Here is a 17,942-nt window from a genome sequence, read left to right on the forward strand (position 1 = left end):
CTGTACCGTCAGGCACAGAAAATACATCCTGAACGGTGGTCAGGTAAAACGAGAAACTGGCAGCCGGAAGGTCCGGTGACCCTGAATCCGGACAGGGAAAAACAGGCGGCTTAAATTAACCGGGGGTGACAACTACCTTAACACTTACCGCAACGCTCAAGGTGAGCATTCTGCGGCGGCGGCAACGCCGATAGGTTCAGCGAGCATCAGGGCTTCATCGCAGAATTCGGGGGGGACTGTTCCCGACCCGGGCAGATCGGCAGTTACGTAAACTAATGTAAATAATCACGGCATATTCAGAATTATTCAATTTTCTGTTCATTTTTGACAGTTATTTACGGTATAAAAATTTATCCCTCTGCTGCCTGTGAGAAACGCTGCCGATGAGCCATATTCCTGCCCGTAAGATTATCACCTGCCTGTTGTTTGCCACCCTCGCCGGTTGCTCGTCCGGACCGAAGCATGCCGCGACTGCTGACACCCGGGGGGCGGAACAGCCGGATTTAATTCCGGTACTGGCGGCGTTACATGACCAGATGGATGCCTGGCAGGGGACCAGATATCAGTGGGGCGGAACGAAATTAACCGGTGTTGATTGCTCTGGCTTTGTCTGGCGGACTCTGAAAGATCGTTTTAATATTCCGATGGAGCGGGTAACCACCAGACAATTAATCAGTATGGGGCAGCCGGTTAAGCAGGCAGATTTGCTGCCCGGGGATTTAGTGTTCTTCAGGATAAAGAATGAATTACATGTCGGATTTTATGATACAGACCGGCAATTCCTCCATGCTTCCGTCAGCCGCGGGGTTGTCCGTTCGTCACTGAATAATCCTTACTGGAAATCGGTCTATTTAGAAGCCAGACGTTTGCCAAGAGAGTATAACTCTCAAATTACGTTTAACTATTCCCCCGTCACCGGCTGAACCGCGGAGCTGAATATTTCCCCGCTCATTTCTGCCAGCGACCGCACCTTCCCCCGGTAATGCCTGTGTTTTCCTGTTGCAGTGCACGGTTACAGGCCGTGTACTGACCTCGTTTTTTCTCCGGCCTTGCCCGCGTAAAACGACAGCATAGTTCACGTTATGCGTAACATCGTTTTATTAACACTGGTTAAATCGATATTCATCACAGTATTCACCGGTAAATAGCGCTCTTATACGCGGCTGAACGGAGGAATTTTGCGAGGATTTCCATGAACATCACAACAGACAGCTGTGTTATTCGCGGCAGGCATCAGGTCGGTGTTATCAGCCAGCAGCTCAATTATCAGGGAACCGGCACCCTGGTACGTATTACCCGTGGCGGGATTTGTGGTTCCGATTTGCACTATTACCAGCATGGCCGGGTCGGTAATTTTACGGTGAAAATGCCGATGATCCCGGGCCATGAAGTTACAGGGTATGTGGTGAAAAGTGATAACCCCGGGTTAGCGGAACATCAGAAAGTGGCGATTAACCCGGCAAAGGCATGCGGCCATTGCAAATACTGTGCAGCGCAGCAGGAAAACCAGTGTACCGGTATGCGTTTCTTTGGCAGTGCGATGTATTTTCCTCATGTTGACGGTGGTTTCAGCCAGTACATTATTGTCGACAGCGCCCAATGTATTCCTTTTGATCATCAGGCAGATGAGAAAGTGATGGTGTTCGCCGAACCACTGGCGGTCTGTCTTCATGCGACTTATCAGGCCGGTGAGTTACAGGGGAAAAAGGTGTTTATCTCCGGGGTCGGACCGATAGGCTGTCTGATTGCGGCGGCAGCAAAAGCCCGCGGAGCCACTGAAGTGGTGTGTACGGACATCAGCCCGCGTTCTCTGGCGATGGCACAACAGATGGGCGCAACCCTGACGCTTAATGCGGCAGACGGCGATTTTTCGCCTTATCTGGCGGAGAAAGGTTATTTCGATGTGTCTTTTGAAGCTTCCGGCCACCCGGCGTCTTTAATCCGCTGTCTGGATGTCACCCGGGCGAGAGGTACGCTGGTTCAGGTGGGAATGGGAGACGATATCCCGGGCTTCCCGCTGATGACGCTGATAGCAAAAGAGATCAGACTGACGGGGTCGTTCCGTTTTACCAGCGAATTCGCTCTGGCGGTTAAGTGGCTGGAGAACGGCACTGTCGATCCGCGGCCACTATTCAGCGGAGAATATCACTATAGCGCGATTGAGGCTGCCCTGATTTTTGCGGGTGATAAGCAACAAGCCGCCAAAGTACAGCTGACGTTCTGATGCCGGAGACGGTTCGCGGGACGGGGAGTTGCCCGGCCGCGTCCCCTGCGGGGCCCGGAGAAATCTGCGGCCTTACCTATTAGTTATTTTATCTGTACCTTTTATGGGAACTGAGATATGCCGATTACAATAATAGTCCTCGGGGTGATATTGCTGCTGGTGCTGATGATTGTCTTCAAAGCCAATGGCTTTCTGGCGCTGATTTTTGTTTCTGCGGTGGTGGGGATTGCCGAAGGCATGACGCCGCTGCAGGTGGTGACATCGATCCAGAAAGGCGTTGGCGGGACGCTGGGCAGCCTGGCAATGATCCTCGGTTTTGGTGCCATGCTAGGTAAGCTGGTATCCGATACGGGTGCCGCCCAGCGGGTGGCGACGACCCTGATTGCTGCGTTCGGTCAGCAGCGGGTCCAGTGGGCGTTAATGGTGACCGGACTGATTGTCGGTCTGGCGATGTTCTATGAAATAGGCTTTGTCCTGTTGTTGCCATTAGTGTTTACCGTGGTGGCTGCCACAGGTATGCCATTACTCTATGTCGGGGTGCCGATGGTGGCGGCCCTGTCTGTGACCCATTGCTTTCTGCCGCCGCACCCGGGCCCGACAGCGATAGCCACCATTTTCGGGGCGAACCTCGGTACGACCTTGTTGTACGGGATGATTATTACGATTCCGGCAGTGATTGTCGCCGGGCCAGTATTTTCCCGGTTCCTGCGTAACTTCGAGAAGTCGCCGCCGGAAGGGCTGTATAACCCGAAAATTTTTGCCGACCATGAAATGCCGGGTTTCCGGACCAGTATTTTTGCGGCGGTGATCCCAGTGATCCTGATGGCGATTGCTGCGCTATTTGAGCTGACTACCCCTGAAGGCAATCCTCTGCGGCAGTTTTTTGAGTTTATCGGTAACCCGGCGGTCGCCCTGTTTATTTCTGTGGTACTGGCGGTCTTTACCCTCGGGCTGCGTAATGGGCGTAAAATCGAAGAGGTGATGGAGATGTGCGGCTCGTCGATAGCCTCTATTGCGATGATTGTTTTTATTATTGCCGGCGGCGGGGCTTTCAAACAGGTGCTGGTGGATAGTGGTGTCGGTGAGTATATTGCCGGAATGATGAAAGGTTCAGCGTTGTCACCGTTGCTGATGTGCTGGACGGTAGCCGCCATGCTGCGGATTGCTCTGGGCTCGGCAACGGTAGCGGCAATTACCACCGCAGGGATTGTGGCGCCGATTATCGCTATCACCAATACGGATCCAGCACTGATGGTACTGGCGGTAGGGGCCGGCAGTGTGATTGCCTCCCATGTGAATGACCCCGGCTTCTGGCTATTCAAAGGCTACTTTAACCTCAGTGTTACCGAAACCCTGAAAACCTGGACGGTGATGGAAACACTGATTTCGCTGATGGGGCTGGCAGGCGTATTGCTGCTGAATGGCATTATTCACTGAGCTGCCGCGGGCTGAGAGGGCCAGCCCGCGAAAGCGTAAATATCAGGGGTTAAGGGGTTCAAATACCGGCGCGGTAGCGTGCTGGTATTGGGCCAGCGAGTAACGGTTATAGTTGAGGTCTGAATAACTGCGGATATATAGTTCCCCGCGGCTCAAATCTGACAGGCTGGTCCAGAGAGTATATTCCGACTGTGGCGTGCCAGTCGGGCCGGATTCTCCCATATCATCGGTGGTAATATTTTTCAGACGGTCAAACCGGTTCATAATATGTCCCAGAATATTGACCGCTTCTGCCGCTGAGTCTGCCTGCGGAGCATAGCTGGTATAGAAGACAGCACGGATAAAACGATCCACTGAGGTATCCGATGCCGGCAGGGCTGCGGTTGCAATACCACTGTCCGGCTGGACAACGCGGATATTCCCCAGGGTAGCGACGGAGCAATCTTTATTCGTCAGCTGGGTATAGTTGTTCAGGTTCATCAGATGCCATGAAAACTCCGGACTGTTGGTCATGGCGCGGGTCGGATTGTTATAGACCCGGAATTTGCCGTCTTTTGCCTCCACCACAATACTGCCGCCGTGTTTGTCATAGAACGCAAAATGGAACGGCGATACAGCCCCGCCGAGATCTTTGAGCACCGGCGACCAGAAACAGCCCTGATTAACCGCCTGTGTCACTTGTTCAACGTTACTGAATAAGCTCAGGGCCCATTCACCGAGGGCTGTCACCGGTATTGATTCCGGGTAATCGGCGGCTGCCAGCGGATCCAGTCGGGCCTCCCGGACCATATTGGCACTGAAGGATAAGCCTGCTCCGTTAAAGCCTTCGAGCATATTGTGCTGACCACCATCAAAATACATCGGGGTAGTGATAGCCAGCAGCGGGGAATGGTTACTGTAGCTGATTGCCTGGCTGCCATCGACAGCCAGTTTGCGGAAAGCGGTGCCTGTCGGGTAATAGGTCAGCTGGCAGGGTAATTCTTCTGTCAGTTCGAGGGTCCGGCCATGATAAAGATTACCGGCACTGTCACTGATCGCCAGGCTGGTACAGGCGAGAGCCGGGTGTGGCACCCGCGGAGATAATGCTGAGGGTAATGTCATAATGCACCTTATGATCTGCGCTAAACCGGATAACTGAATAAATATTATTAATGTTTATCTCAGAGTGTAGCCCGTTTCCATACATCCGGAGGGCCAGGGGGCAGATTAATCGTCAGGAAGATGCTATTCACCGGAGCGGAGCGGCAGATGGCGGGGGGGCAGGGTAAAGGGGCAGAATAACCGGCTGGCTTCTGCCAGCCGGTGTATGATCAGGGCATAAATTTCACATCGGTGGGTGAGCCGATCTGTACGGTGACCCCGGTGGAGTGCAGCGAACCGTCCTGTGTATTCCGCGACAGTTCGACAATATTATTGGAATAGACATTCGCCACCAGCATATATTGTCCGCTGCGGTCAAAGGCGAACGCCCGCGGTTCAATCCCCCCGGCAGAAAATGCCTGTTTTTCCGTCAGCCTGCCATTGTGCGGATCGGCTTTAAACACCAGGATTTCATTCCGTTGCTGGCGGTTGCCGATATATAAAAACTTTCCGTCGGGGCTGAACAATATGCCGGCCCCGCCTTTGTCCTGCGCGGAGGTGCTGTCGGTCAGGCTGACGGTCTGGATACTCTGCAGACGATCATGTTCTGCGCTGTAGACGTGTACCTGCGCCGCCATTTCAGTGACGATATAGGCGAATTTTCCGTCAGGAGAGAAGGTCATATGTCGTGGCCCGGCGCCGGCAGGGAAGCTGAGATCGGCGGCAGTTTCCGGCACAAACGGGGTTTTGCTGCCGGGCTGGTAGCGGTAAGCCCGTACCTTATCGGCCCCCAGGTCGGCGACAAATAACATTTTTCCGTCCGGGCTGATGGTGACTGAATGAGCATGTCCGCTGTCCTGACGCCCGTTAACTATCCCGGATCCTTTTTCAAACGGAATATGCTGCACCGGCTCACCGATTTTTCCCTGTGCCAGAATCGGGAACAGAATGAATCCGGCATTTTTTTTGCTGGCCGCATAGTTAGCCACCAGCAGGAATTTGCCGTCCGGGGTCAGGGTTGCGTGTGTAGGGTGCTGGCCCCGGGTGGATACGGCATTGATAAATTCAAGTCTGCCGTCGGCCAGTACTTTCATCGCACTGACTTCACCGTTATCACTTTCATTGGTCGTATACACATATTGATGGTCATGACTGATAACAATCCATGAAGGATTCTGCATTTTCAGTACATCCAGTGGCAACAGGGTGCCGTCCTGGTTCAGGCGTAAACGGTAAATACCTTCACTGGGATAAAAGATTTTTTCGGCCAGCGGGTTGCCGGAGGTGCCTGTCCAGCTACCGACCAGCAGTGTCTGAGGTTGCACGTTATGATGTTCCTGAGTCAGAGGGATACTTTCCTGAGCATACGCGATATTCATCGCCAGCAACATTGAGACAGAAGAAAGTCTGAAGACAGAACGCAGCCATTTTTTTTGTGATGTTGTCATGAACGCAATAACTCCTGAGGTGAAATAGTCATTATTTTTTTTACTAAGCGATTAGCACTTCAGTGCGTCTGCCGGACGGCGGGCAGGCCTGAAGGGGTAACAAACTATCACCTTGTATTTCAGAATGAAACCAAATGTTAATGATGCGGAACATTCTGAAGTCATGACCGGGATCACCGGCAGCAGCAAAGTAACGACAGGCAGAAGGAGAAATAACTGTAAGGCCCGTCCCGGCAACGGATGACAAAGGTCAGACATCTGTCGGGACGGAAACAGAGGAGCACTAACCGATCAGCAGGATAATCACCAGTCCCCATAACGTCAGAAAAGTATTACTGACCGCATACGGGACTGTATAGCCGAGCATCGGCACATTACTTTTTGCCGCGTCAGCAACCATCGCTACCGAGGCTGTACTGGTTCTTGCGCCGCCACAGCAGCCAAGGTTAATTGCCGGATCAAAGCGGAAAATATATTTACCGATTAACGGGGCGAGCAGCATTGGCATTGCGGTGGCAAACAATCCCCAGAAGAAGATGGTAAAACCGACATATTTCAGACCAGCGATAAAGGTTGGCCCGGCGGTAATACCGACCACCGCAATAAATATATTTAATCCGGCAGAATTCATAAACCACAGGGTTGACGCCGGGACGTTGCCCAGTTTGGGGATAAAAGTGCGTAACCAGCCGGTCACCAATCCGGCAATCAGTGCACCGCCGGAGGTTGATAATGTCAGCGGGATCCCCGCCACAGGGACGACAATCGCCCCCACCAGACCGCCAATTAAAATACCGGCCCCGACCAGAACCATATCGGTGGCACTTTTTGGCCGGTCGGCGTACCCAAAACGCTGACTGGCGGCATCAACATGTTTCCTGGTACCGACCAGGGTCACAATGTCACCGCGGTTGAGGACTGTTTGTGCCTGTACCGGAATGTCCACCCCGACAGAACCACGGCGGATACGGGTGAGATAGACCCCGTGCACGTCATCGTGCCGGGCAATTTCCAGCAGGGTTTTACCGTTTATCCATTTGTTGGTAATAAACAGATCCACCGATTCAACCGGGATATTCAGCAGTTCGGCGTCATTGACCTCTTCGGCACGTTGCGACCATTCAATCAGGGATTCATGCTTGCCGGAAACAGCGATAATATCGCCAATCTGCAGACGGGTGTCGGGGGTAAAAGGGATAATTTTTCCGTCGCGGCGCAGATTTTCAAGGAACAGGCGTTCGCCGGCGCTTTTTTCTGCTTCGGCCACGGTTTTTCCTTCGATAAGCCCGGGCTGATTGATTTTAAATGCCCGTATCACATACTGATTCCAGGCTGACATCATGCCGTCTGCCGGTGCGCCTGCTGAAAGCTGCTGTTCATAACGTTTGCACTCTTTTTCGAGGTCAATACGCAGTATTTTTGGGCCAGCAAACGCAATGATCCAGCCGGTACCGATGGTGCCAAATAAATAACAAACCGCATAGGCGACCGGAATTAAATCCAGTTGTTGTTTGGTTTGTTGCGGGGGAAGGCCCAGCTGGTTTATGGCATCCGTTGCCAGCCCGATGGATGCTGAAATTGTCTGTGAGCCGGCCAGCAGTCCTGCGGCCAGGCCGGGACCGTAGCCGGAGACTCTGGCTGCAATATATACCCCCAACAGGCAGAGTAACGAAATCACTACCGCAAACACGGCCTGTGGCAGGCCATCGTTAGCCAGTCCCCTGACAAACTGTGGTCCGACACCGAAACCCACCGCAAACAAAAACAGGATAAAAAAGATCGATTTTATCTGTGGGGATATATCGATTCCCAGCTGGCCGATCAGTACTCCGGCCAGTAAGGTGCCGGTGACCGGACCGAGACTGAAGCCACCAAATTTCAGTGATCCGACCCGGTAGCCGATGGCAAGGGTCAGAAATATTGCCAGCTCCGGATTCGCCCGTAGTGTTGCCGTCAGCCATATCCAAATAACCATAGTGATCTCCGTACTCTGCCCTGGGGGTTATCCACGTTTAATCGGTTGTTTTCAGGATCTGTAAACCGAGTCTGGCCTCATAGCCATGCACTTCTTTGACATCCAGTTTCCGCATAAAGGTAATGACGTCCTGGTTGATCACCTGACCCGGCACCAGAATCGGGAATCCCGGCGGGTAAGGGATAACCATTTTGGCGGAGACCATCAGCGGCCCTTCTTTCAGTCGACGATCACACTCCTCACTGTGCAGAGGGATATATTCATAAGATCGCGGATCCCAGCTACGGAAGAAGGCTGTACGGATATCACCTTCCACGGCGATTTTGCCGTCAGTGTCGTCACGGAATTGCTGGTCGAAATAACTGAAATTTGGCAGGTCAGGTACATCCTGCATCAGGCTTTGTACCCGCTGCTGAAACTGTTGTTGCCCCGCCGGACCGGCATGGCCCAGTTTGTCGTCAATATCGCGGGATATCTCCAGCAGAACATGAATAAGCTGTGCCACATCACTGCGGGTGTTATTGATGTTAGTCTGCAATAGCACGGAATTACGGGATGTTTTATTCAGCTGAATATCGTATTGATTAGCAAGAATATTTTTAAACTGAGTACCGTCGAAACCGGCCTGGCCACACAGCAGGGTGATACGGGTCGGGTCAAGGAAGAACTCGTCATCTCTGAGGGCCGGCAGGGTGTCGCTCCAGTGGGTATCGGGCGTCAGAAAATCACGGAATCCGCTTTCACGGAATTCAGCGGGGATCATTTCATCGGCTCCCAGAACGTGGAAATAGCGTGAGATCAGCGGATGGGTATTGATCTGATGACGAATATCCAGTGCGGTCTGGATCGCATTACTGACCAGGCCATAACCTTCCAGTTCCATCTGCCGGCGGGCCACGTCCATAGAAGCAATTAATTGCTGGTTAGGACTGGTGGTGGAGTGGGCAAAGACAGCTTCGTGTAACTGCGGTTCAATCAGATAAAAATCGACATCTTTTACCAGTACCATCGAGCCCTGCCGGATGGCTGACATGGATTTATGGGTGGAGTTGGTCTGATAGATACGCAGCCGTACCTGAGACGGATCGGGGATCAGCCGCGTCGCCAGCAACTGTTCATCTGTCGGGTGCTCACCCAGCGCCTGCTGTTGTTCGGCATAACGTTGTGCAGACTGAGGATCTTTCAGCCATTTTTCCAGTTCTGCAGCAGCGCCCATAGCGGTTCTTGGACGCAGGAACGGCGACCAGTGTGCAAAACCAAACCAGGCTTCGTCCCACAGAAAGACCAGGTCCGGTTTAATTGCCAGACATTCTTCCATTACGCGGCGGGTATTATAAATATGGCCGTCAAAAGTACAGTTGGTTAAATCAATCACCCTGACACGGTCCAGCTTATTTTCTGCTTTCAGGTTTAGCAGGGCTTGCTTAATGGTTTTCAGCGGCACTGCGCCGTACATGGAATAGGCTTTTAGCGGATAAGCTTCGACATAATAGGGTTTCAGCCCGCCAAGCACTGCACCGTAATGGTGTGATTTATGGCAATTCCGGTCGACGATAATAATATCTCCCGGCTGTGCCACTGCCATCAGTACCATTTTGTTGGAAGTACTGGTGCCGTTGGTGACAAAGAAACAGTGATCGGCACCAAAAGCGCGGGCCGCTTTTTGCTGGGCAATTTTAATATTACCGGTTGGTTCGAGCAGGCTGTCCAGTCCGCCGGTCGTGGCCGACGATTCGGCAAGGAACAGGTTACGGCCATAAAACTCGCCCATATCGCGGATCCAGTCCGATTTAAAAATCGATTTACCCCGGGCAATAGGTAAGGCATGGAAGGTACTGATCGGCCGGTAAGCGTACTTTTTCAGATTATTAAAAAATGGCGTGTCATATTTCTGGTTGATCCCTTCGAGGATCGATAAGTGCAATTCGGTAGGTTCTTCGACAGCATACAGGATCCGCCGGATATGGCTGGCCCGCGGATCACTGGCAATATCCTGCGGATGCTGATCGGTTAACAGATAAATATCCAGCTCCGGACGATGAAGGGCCAGCTGCTCTGTCAGTTGTAAAGCCAGATTATCTTCATCCACAGAAATATTCAGTGCTGCCATCATGTTATCTATCTGAGGTGTCGGGAAGCGGCTTTTAAAGCCGAATCCTTCAAAAATAGCCACAGCGCAGATATTGGTATTAGTGGCGATGGCGCAAAATGCATCCTGATAGCTGCTGACTAATACCGGTTCATAAATAAAAGCATCTTCTTTACGGCGCTGGCTGTGTAATAAGGTGACATTACGTTGTGTATGAGGTGTCTGAGGTGCCACGATCAGTAATTCAAAATAGGGTCTGCCCGGACGTTCGGCGTCATTATTCAGAATTTCATTTACCGGTGATTCACCGGGAGTGATCATCCATTCTGACGGATCATTTTTATAGTATTTTGCCAGAATGGAAAAAGAAATCCGGCCTGCTAATGTCAGAAATTCATCACTGCGCCCGGCAATTAATGCCTTTTCCATCGCATGAAGTAATAATGTCCCGGGGTACGCATGAAAAGATTCACTGGCAGAGAGGGCAGTGAATGCCTGTTCCAGTGGCTGTTTATCTGTTTCTCCGGCTATCCATTTACGGGTTAATGTGATAAGTGCACGCCACTGGTCAGGACGCTGGGCATTAAGAGTAAATATCTGGTCAATAGAAGGGGTATTCGCAGGGAGTGACGGTTTCATATCTCATCCTCAGGTTAATCCATAACATCGCAGTGGTTTATAACAGTCGTGCAATTTCATCCGCCGGATATATTCAGCAGAAGTCTTCAGGAGAGCAAAAGAGTAAATAAGAAAACAGATTAATGTTCTGCAACAGATGCAAAATTGTCAAGTTATTCCGGGAAGATATCAGGATGTTATAAAAATATCGCGTTTATTTAAAACTGCCTTTCTTAATAATTCAGTATTTAGCTCTGAAATCATAACTGTCAGTGATTTACAAATACTGCCGGAAATTATTTTCAGGATGACTGATTATTCGCAGACATTTATTCTGCGGAAAACAGCGTTAAATAATAATCCCGGCTCTTGTTTTTATTTAACCGGCTGTATCTGCATTTTCGGCACGGGTGCTGAACATACAAGCGGACCAACGGATATTCCGGAGAGCCGCTGGCGGTGATTTTTTACCGGCAGGCTGCCGCGAAAGGGATAAATACCGGCACCAGTCCCTGACTTTATCCGCAGTGGCTTCTAACCGGCCACTGACTGTGACTCCGGCGTGGTTACAGCGGGCCTTAACCCGCGACCTGCAGGCTGAAAGATATTATCGGTTGTCCGGTTTTTCCGGAGCGGACTTTGCGGCGGATAATCCATTGATCAGGTTAATGTTTGATGTCAGAGACCGGCCACGGATCTACGGTTTTTTTCCGGAGAAAGTTGTTTTGCATGGTCAGTTGTGGCCATTTATTTAGCATAAAAAACTATTTTCATCGCCTTCAGGGATATTTCTGTTAAACAGGATCCGCCTGTGGAATAGTGAACTATACTGTTTCCGATTCAGTAATACTTATGAATGTAGTGAATTCTGAGGCTTACCTGACGAGCCGGATGCTCAGGGCTATTGTGCGGGCTTTGTATAACAGAACACTGATTGACGGATGATGTTTGCTGCAGACAGGATGAATGATGATGTTCAGACAGCTGATAATGAGGCGTAACTACTGGATTTCCCGGGCGATGATGTCGGGAGTCTGTCTTCTGATATCCGGCTGTTCATTATCTCCGGCGATACCCGTATTAGGCGCGTCGTTTCCCTCCTGGCTTTTTTGCCTTATTGGCGCTTCAGTTTTATTAGCATTATTTCATGTACTGGTGGCCCGTAAACAGTGGCAGGAACATTTTTCTCCGCTGGTCGTCAGCTATTCGGGACTGCTGTTTTTATTCGCAGTAATACTGTGGTTTCTATTTTTTGTGAACTAAAACGATGATGACTGGCTCAGCGGCGGCAGCAATGCGAAAAAAATGGCCATTACTGGTGATAGTGGTGGCATGCATTATTGGTCTGATTGTGGTTATCTGGCAATTACAGACCTCTCCTGAAACCAATGATGCGACTGTGTATGCGGACACTATCAGTGTGGTTCCGCAGGTCAATGGCACCATTATTGATATGCCGGTAAGTGATAACCAGCGGGTCAGAAAAGGGGATTTATTATTCCGCATTGATCCGCGTATGTATCAGGATTTACTGGACGGTGCAGAAAGCCGGCTGGCAGCTCTGGATGCCCAAATAATGCTGACACGGCGGACTATACAGGCACAGCAGTATAACGCCGAATCTGTTTCCGCTGCGGTTGCCAGAGCGGAAGCGGTGGTCCGGCAAACCACTTCGACCCGCATACGGCTGGCCCCGCTGGTACCTAAAGGCTTTGCTTCTCAGCAGGATTTGGATCAGGCAATTACCGCCGAAAAAGCGGCGCGCGCGGACCTGGCCGCCACCCGGTTGCAGGCAATGCAGGCTTCTTCGGCCGTCAGTGGTGTACAGGCGCTGGAAGCACAGCGCGGTGATGTATTAGCGCAAATAGCCCTTGCCAGACTGCAACTGGAACATACTTATGTTACAGCCCCGTTTAACGGTATTGTGGTGGCGCTGAAAACCACCACCGGTCAGTATGCTTCGGCGCTGAAGCCTGTTTTTTCACTGATTGATGATCAGAACTGGTATGTGATTGCCAATTTCCGTGAAACAGATTTGGATCATATCCGCCCCGGCAGACCCGCCAGGATTCGTGTTATGACCGACCATCAGCGGATTTTTCACGGTGTGGTTGATTCTGTCGGTGCCGGGGTGATGTCTGGCGACGGCATCAGTTTGCCCGGCGGTCTGCCATATATTCAGAAGAGTATTAACTGGGTGCATGTCTCTCAGCGTTTTCCGGTAAAAATCCGTGTTGATAATCCGGACCCGGCATTGTTCCGTGTTGGTGGCTCAGCAACGGCATTGTTATTACCGCCTGCCGGTGACCATTGAGGGGGCGTCAATGAGAGGTTCATGGGGGGAGTTTCTGCGCCGCGAACTCCGGCCGCTGCCCGGCAGAGGCAGTTACGCACTGCGGCTGACGGTGACTTGCGCGATCCTGATCCTGGTCTTTATGACCCTGCAAATCCCGCTGTTATCGGTGGCGATTATCGTTGCATTTTATGCCAGTCAGTCGAACGTGGTCATTATCAAACTGCTGAGTGTGGTGTTCTTTTTCCTGGTCACCCTGATCCTTGGCTGCGTTATTCTGATGCTGAAGTTCACCTATGACTATCCGCTGTTACGATTGATCTGCTCATCGTTGCTGTTTTTTGGCGCAATGTTTCTGATGCGGGCCTTCGATAAACTCGGGCTGGCCTTTTTTATCGTCGCGCTGGCGGTCATTTTTGCCCAGACATTCCCAGCGATGACCAGTGACAGTGATCTGGTCATCCGGCTGATTATGTGGCTGTGGGTATCGATTAATACGTCAGTACTGGTGACGTTTCTGGTGAATGCCAGCTTTCGTCAGGCGTTTCCCGGCTACCAGTTCAGGCAGCAACTGGCGAATGATTTTGACGATTGTGCCGCACAGCTCAGTCATTATCAGCGCACCGGGGAGCCGTCCGGGCAGGCGGATACCACGGATATGGCGAAACAATTTACCGGATTGCAGAGCCTGTTTAGCCTGGCGTGCGGCGCTTCTCCGGTCATCCGGCGCAATAAAAGCCACTGGCAGGCAGTGATGGCCGTTGCCATCCACAGCTACTACCTGGTGATGCTGATACGGCCACTGCCACTGACCGGTGTACAGCAGCAACTGGCCGGAGAACTCAGTGACTATCTGCGTCAGCTGGCTGACGAGTGTCGTCAGGCCGATAATCCGCTGGCACAGCTTCCGCCAGCCCCGCAGCCGGTCAGTGATAATGTGATCCTGCGGCGTCTGGCAACCGTCTGTACCCGGCTGGCGGCAGGGGAAGAGATTGAGCTCCCTGAAAAACCGTCGGGAAAAGCCCCGTTACTGGCAGCGGATGCCTTTACCAATCCGGCATACCCGCAGTTTGCGTTGAAAACCCTGCTGGCGACCTTAGTCTGTTACCTGTTTTATACTGCCGTCGACTGGGACGGTATCCACACCATTATGCTGAGCTGTGTGATAGTCGCGCAGCCGGGATTAGGCCCGACAATGCAGAAAACCTGGCTGCGTGTGGCCGGGGGATTACTGGCTACCGCTTTTGCCCTGCTACTGATTGTCTTTATTCAGCCGTTTACTACGTCAGTGGTCGGATTACTGATGATGTCAGTGCCGGTGATGTGGCTATCTGCATGGATTGCCGGGGGCTCAGAACGTACCGCCTATGCCGGTATCCAGATAGCATTTACCTTCGCGATGGGGTTCCTCGACTGGTTCGGCCCGCTGTATACCCTGACGGAATTACGCGACCGGGCGATAGGCATTTTACTGGGGGTACTGGTTTCTTCGCTGGTACATATGTATCTGTGGCCAGAAAGTGACGCTCTGAAACTCAGACAGCAACTGAGCCGGTTATTTAAACAGCTGAGCCAGTGGATGGCTGATGATAAACCGCCTCAGGAACGTCAGTGGGTCCCGGTGTACCAGGCGCTGCTGACAACCGAAACCCTGATGGATCGTGTTGCTGCTGAACCGGTCTATGCATGGTCTTATCCTCACCCTGAACTGAGAGACTGGCCGGTAAAACAAACGTTTGTACAGGCACGGGAAATTCTGCGCCTCAGCGAAGGATACCGGTTGTACGGGGCGGATGAACCTGATTTCCTGCAACATTGCGCGGCTGCGCTGCAGGCATATTCAGGGCAGATAGTCGATCAGGGGGCAGCGATACCTGCGGTCCGTTTGCCGGGGGGAGATAACCCCTATCACCGGCCGCTGGCACAGGCGATCGAGACACTGCCTTGCTGGCCGGAAGCAGATAATCAACATCCTTCAGTTCTGCGGACGATGAAACAATGACAGTAACTTCCCGGGCAGTACGCACTTTCAGATTATCACTGGGTTTCAGTGCCATCCTGCTGCTGGGCGGATGCTCAATGCTCCCCCACGACCCTGCTGAGGTGGCAATTATTAACCCGCAGCAGGCGCAGTTATCCGCGGTTATTCATCTGGCAGGCAGTGGCTGGCCAGCCAGTAACTGGTGGACAAAATATAATGATCCGCAACTGAATATGCTGATCAGCCAGGCATTACAGAACTCACCACGGGTACAGGCGGCTCAGTTACAAATTGCTCAGTCAGAAGCCAATGTGGATGTGGCACGTTCTTTGTCCGGAGTGCAGGCGACCGCGGTAGCTGCACAAAACCGTTTACGGACCAGCCATCGCTCTTTTACCTGGCCTTACTCTTTTTCCCTGCCTGAAAGCAGCAGCGGTCCCTGGTATACCCTGAATACTGTCGGTATTGGCGGTGCGTTGAATATCGACCTGTGGGGAACCGATCGGGCACGGGTCGCCGCGGCAATTGGCGAAAAAAATGCCCGGCTGGCGGAAACAGCTGCCACAGAACAAGCCGTGGCAGCGAATGTGGCACAGCTATATTTTTCGATACAGAGTAGCTGGCAGCGTATTGCCCTGTTGCAACAACAGGAGCAGATCAGCAGTTTTTCGGTGGCTGCTCATAAAGATCGTGTTGCCCGCGGGCTGGAAGACGATGTCGCCCTGGCCGGGGCACAAAGTGAATATTTGTCGGCACAGCAGCAGTTACTTGGCGAACAAACGGTACTGGCATCGACGAAAGAAGTATTACGGGCACTTATCGGCGCCGGTGCTGATTCTGCGGCAATAGCCTCATTACAGCCGCGGCCGCTGCCACAAACACAGCAAGGATTACCGCCGGTACTTTCTTATCAGTTACTGTCGCGGCGTCCGGATTTACAGGCACTGCGGGGCTATGTACTGTCTTCCTTAAGCCGTGTAGAAGTGGCCAAAACGGCCTTCTATCCGCATTTTGATATTAAGGCATTCTGGGGGTATAACGCGCTGAATGTCGGCGATTTATTTAAATATTCTTTCCAGCAGATCAACCTGCTGCCCGGTTTATATCTGCCATTATTTAACGGCGGACGGCTGAATGCCAACCTGCGGGCAGCACGTACAGCCAGTAATATATTAATTAAACAGTATAACCAGGCTGTGCTGGATGCGGTCCGGGATGTGGCCGTCAGTTCACAGCAACTGAATTCTGTTAACCAGCAACTGGTAATGCAGCAGCAGAAAGTGGCGGCGGCACAGGTCAGTGCTGACAGTGCTGATGCCCGTTACCGGCGGGGGTTAATGAGCCTGTATGCCAGCCGCGAAGTACAGCGGGTGACCCTGGCCCAGCAATTGTTACTGACGGATATGCAATACCGGCAAATTTCAACCGATATCAGCCTGACTCAGGCGTTAGGCGGCGGCTATAACAGTCCTTTACAACCACTGCATGCACACCAGTGAACAGCACGGCAGTGCGGCAGTCCGCCGCAGGCTGACGGGTTCACTGACAGGAGAAACAGATGATAAAATTTGCCGGCGCATTACTGGCTTCAGCTATCAGCCTGGGTATGACAGCCCATGCGGCTCCGCTAACCCCCAACGGGGTATTACTGGAAAAAGCGCCGTTACCGGCCGATCACGGTTTATCAGAGGCTTCGGCACAGTATCTGATCCATTACACATCGATTAGTGGCATTGATGGTAAAACACACCGTGAAGACAGTGGCGCGGTTTTTTTACCGAAAGGCCCGGCCCCTGAGGGCGGCTGGCCAGTGGTGGTATGGACCCACGGTACCGTCGGCGTTGCTTATCAGTGTGCCCCCTCCCTGAACCCGCGCACCCCGCGTGATCAGCAATATCTGAACAGCTGGCTGTCGCTGGGATTTGCGGTGGTGGCTCCGGATTATGCAGGGCTTGGCTCTCCGGGGTTACATCATTATCTGAATTCCCGTTCTGAAGCCTGGAGTGTGCTGGACAGTATTTCAGCGTCTCTGAAAAGCTTCCCGTTAAGTAATAAAATTATCATTATCGGTCAGTCTCAGGGAGCACATGCTGCCTTTGCTGCTTCCGGTTATCAGCCGTCTTATGCGCCGGCACTGCATGTCCTGGGCACGGTACTGACCGGTACACCTTATATTAATGCGCATACCACGGTCAGTGATATTTTTAAATCAACGCACAACCGGGTCGGTGGTGATCCGAAAATGCCGTATGCCTACTATATCTTTTTGTCGGCAGCCGATGAGAATAAGCAACTGAAAGCCGCTGACTACTTTCAGAAACGGGCGGTATCGGATGTTAAACTGGCCGAAACCTTATGTATTGCTCCGCTGACCCGTCATGTGATGACACAGGGGCTGAATGATAAAAACAGTTTTCAGCCTGACTTCCAGGGACTGCTGGATTCACAGTTACCGTCTTTGCGTTATAACACACTGAAAATTAACCATCCGGTGTTTATCGGTATCGGCCTGAACGATATTAATGTCCCGACGGCCATGCAGCAGCAATTTGCCCGTGAGGTAAAAGCTGCGGGTACTCCGGTGGAAGTAAAAGAATATGCCGGTATGGATCACAGCGAAACGGTTAACGTCTCCCTGCGTGACTCGGTTCCTTTTGTCTTTAAAGTCATGTCAGGCGCACAATAACTCTGGTGTAACAACGGCATATGCCGTTGTTACAGGTGTTCAGTTAGCGGATTCCGGAAGCGGAGGCCGCCGCCGGCGTTGCTCTGACTTGCCGGACCTGCGCAGCCACGG

General features: G+C 52.1%; 12 protein-coding genes. 8 read left to right on the forward strand and 4 right to left on the reverse strand.

Annotated features, from left to right (window positions below):
- Window positions 1-383 precede the first annotated feature (383 nt).
- The 3 genes from JK216_RS12190 to JK216_RS12200 all read left to right on the forward strand — a co-directional run bounded on the left by JK216_RS12190 (window position 384) and on the right by JK216_RS12200 (window position 3,661).
- The gene (locus JK216_RS12190; protein WP_212711729.1) at window positions 384-923 is read left to right on the forward strand and encodes an NlpC/P60 family protein; all 540 of its coding nucleotides are present in this window, start codon (window positions 384-386) and stop codon (window positions 921-923) included.
- Window positions 924-1,192: 269 nt separating this feature from the next.
- A complete protein-coding gene (idnD, locus tag JK216_RS12195) occupies window positions 1,193-2,224 on the forward strand; it encodes an L-idonate 5-dehydrogenase (RefSeq protein ID WP_212711730.1) in 1,032 nt (343 codons plus the stop codon).
- A 117-nt stretch (window positions 2,225-2,341) separates the two neighbouring features.
- Entirely contained in the window at window positions 2,342-3,661 is a 1,320-nt protein-coding gene (locus tag JK216_RS12200) for a gluconate:H+ symporter (protein WP_212711731.1), read from the forward strand.
- A 42-nt stretch (window positions 3,662-3,703) separates the two neighbouring features.
- On the opposite strand, the gene JK216_RS12205 is transcribed toward JK216_RS12200, so the two are convergent.
- The 4 genes from JK216_RS12205 to JK216_RS12220 all read right to left on the reverse strand — a co-directional run bounded on the left by JK216_RS12205 (window position 3,704) and on the right by JK216_RS12220 (window position 10,892).
- Window positions 3,704-4,762 (reverse strand): linear amide C-N hydrolase, encoded by a 1,059-nt coding sequence (locus tag JK216_RS12205; RefSeq protein WP_212708578.1) that lies wholly within the window; start codon window positions 4,760-4,762, stop codon window positions 3,704-3,706.
- A 209-nt stretch (window positions 4,763-4,971) separates the two neighbouring features.
- Complete coding sequence (locus JK216_RS12210; protein ID WP_212708577.1) at window positions 4,972-6,189, reverse strand: lactonase family protein; 1,218 nt, start codon at window positions 6,187-6,189, stop codon at window positions 4,972-4,974.
- Between the two features lie 283 nt (window positions 6,190-6,472).
- Window positions 6,473-8,164, reverse strand: a complete 1,692-nt coding sequence (aspT, locus tag JK216_RS12215) for an aspartate-alanine antiporter (protein WP_212708576.1) — start codon at window positions 8,162-8,164, stop codon at window positions 6,473-6,475.
- 37 nt (window positions 8,165-8,201) lie between these two features.
- Window positions 8,202-10,892, reverse strand: a complete 2,691-nt coding sequence (locus JK216_RS12220) for a beta-eliminating lyase-related protein (RefSeq protein WP_212710951.1) — start codon at window positions 10,890-10,892, stop codon at window positions 8,202-8,204.
- Window positions 10,893-11,861: 969 nt separating this feature from the next.
- On the opposite strand from JK216_RS12220, the gene JK216_RS12225 reads away from it, so the two are divergent.
- Genes JK216_RS12225 through JK216_RS12245 form a run of 5 tightly spaced genes read left to right on the forward strand, consistent with a single transcriptional unit; the run spans window position 11,862 to window position 17,831 of the window.
- Window positions 11,862-12,134 carry a YtcA family lipoprotein gene (locus JK216_RS12225; protein ID WP_212708574.1) on the forward strand — a complete coding sequence of 91 codons (273 nt, stop codon included), beginning with the start codon at window positions 11,862-11,864 and terminating at the stop codon, window positions 12,132-12,134.
- A gap of 7 nt (window positions 12,135-12,141) precedes the next feature.
- The gene (mdtN, locus tag JK216_RS12230) at window positions 12,142-13,185 is read left to right on the forward strand and encodes a multidrug transporter subunit MdtN (protein WP_212711757.1); all 1,044 of its coding nucleotides are present in this window, start codon (window positions 12,142-12,144) and stop codon (window positions 13,183-13,185) included.
- 10 nt (window positions 13,186-13,195) lie between these two features.
- Window positions 13,196-15,166, forward strand: a complete 1,971-nt coding sequence (locus JK216_RS12235; RefSeq protein WP_212710950.1) for an FUSC family protein — start codon at window positions 13,196-13,198, stop codon at window positions 15,164-15,166.
- Window positions 15,163-16,644 carry an MdtP family multidrug efflux transporter outer membrane subunit gene (locus JK216_RS12240; RefSeq protein WP_212708572.1) on the forward strand — a complete coding sequence of 494 codons (1,482 nt, stop codon included), beginning with the start codon at window positions 15,163-15,165 and terminating at the stop codon, window positions 16,642-16,644. Before JK216_RS12235 ends, JK216_RS12240 begins: the two co-directional genes overlap by 4 nt.
- 59 nt (window positions 16,645-16,703) lie before the next feature.
- Window positions 16,704-17,831, forward strand: coding sequence for a lipase family protein (locus JK216_RS12245; protein ID WP_212711732.1), 1,128 nt, complete (start codon window positions 16,704-16,706; stop codon window positions 17,829-17,831).
- Window positions 17,832-17,942: the final 111 nt, after the last annotated feature.

This window comes from Tatumella sp. JGM94, assembly GCF_018257595.1.
In the GTDB taxonomy this organism is placed as follows: domain Bacteria; phylum Pseudomonadota; class Gammaproteobacteria; order Enterobacterales; family Enterobacteriaceae; genus Tatumella; species Tatumella punctata.

Excerpts from the sequence above, each read along its gene's own strand:
- JK216_RS12200 (WP_212711731.1), top strand. The coding sequence starts at position 2,342 with ATGCCGATTACAATAATAGTCCTCGGGGTGATATTGCTGCTGGTGCTG.
- aspT (WP_212708576.1), bottom strand. The coding sequence starts at position 8,164 with ATGGTTATTTGGATATGGCTGACGGCAACACTACGGGCGAATCCGGAG.
- mdtN (WP_212711757.1), top strand. The coding sequence starts at position 12,142 with ATGACTGGCTCAGCGGCGGCAGCAATGCGAAAAAAATGGCCATTACTG.
- JK216_RS12190 (WP_212711729.1), top strand. The coding sequence starts at position 384 with ATGAGCCATATTCCTGCCCGTAAGATTATCACCTGCCTGTTGTTTGCC.
- idnD (WP_212711730.1), top strand. The coding sequence starts at position 1,193 with ATGAACATCACAACAGACAGCTGTGTTATTCGCGGCAGGCATCAGGTC.
- JK216_RS12210 (WP_212708577.1), bottom strand. The coding sequence starts at position 6,189 with ATGACAACATCACAAAAAAAATGGCTGCGTTCTGTCTTCAGACTTTCT.
- JK216_RS12220 (WP_212710951.1), bottom strand. The coding sequence starts at position 10,892 with ATGAAACCGTCACTCCCTGCGAATACCCCTTCTATTGACCAGATATTT.
- JK216_RS12245 (WP_212711732.1), top strand. The coding sequence starts at position 16,704 with ATGATAAAATTTGCCGGCGCATTACTGGCTTCAGCTATCAGCCTGGGT.
- JK216_RS12225 (WP_212708574.1), top strand. The coding sequence starts at position 11,862 with ATGAGGCGTAACTACTGGATTTCCCGGGCGATGATGTCGGGAGTCTGT.
- JK216_RS12240 (WP_212708572.1), top strand. The coding sequence starts at position 15,163 with ATGACAGTAACTTCCCGGGCAGTACGCACTTTCAGATTATCACTGGGT.
- JK216_RS12235 (WP_212710950.1), top strand. The coding sequence starts at position 13,196 with ATGAGAGGTTCATGGGGGGAGTTTCTGCGCCGCGAACTCCGGCCGCTG.
- JK216_RS12205 (WP_212708578.1), bottom strand. The coding sequence starts at position 4,762 with ATGACATTACCCTCAGCATTATCTCCGCGGGTGCCACACCCGGCTCTC.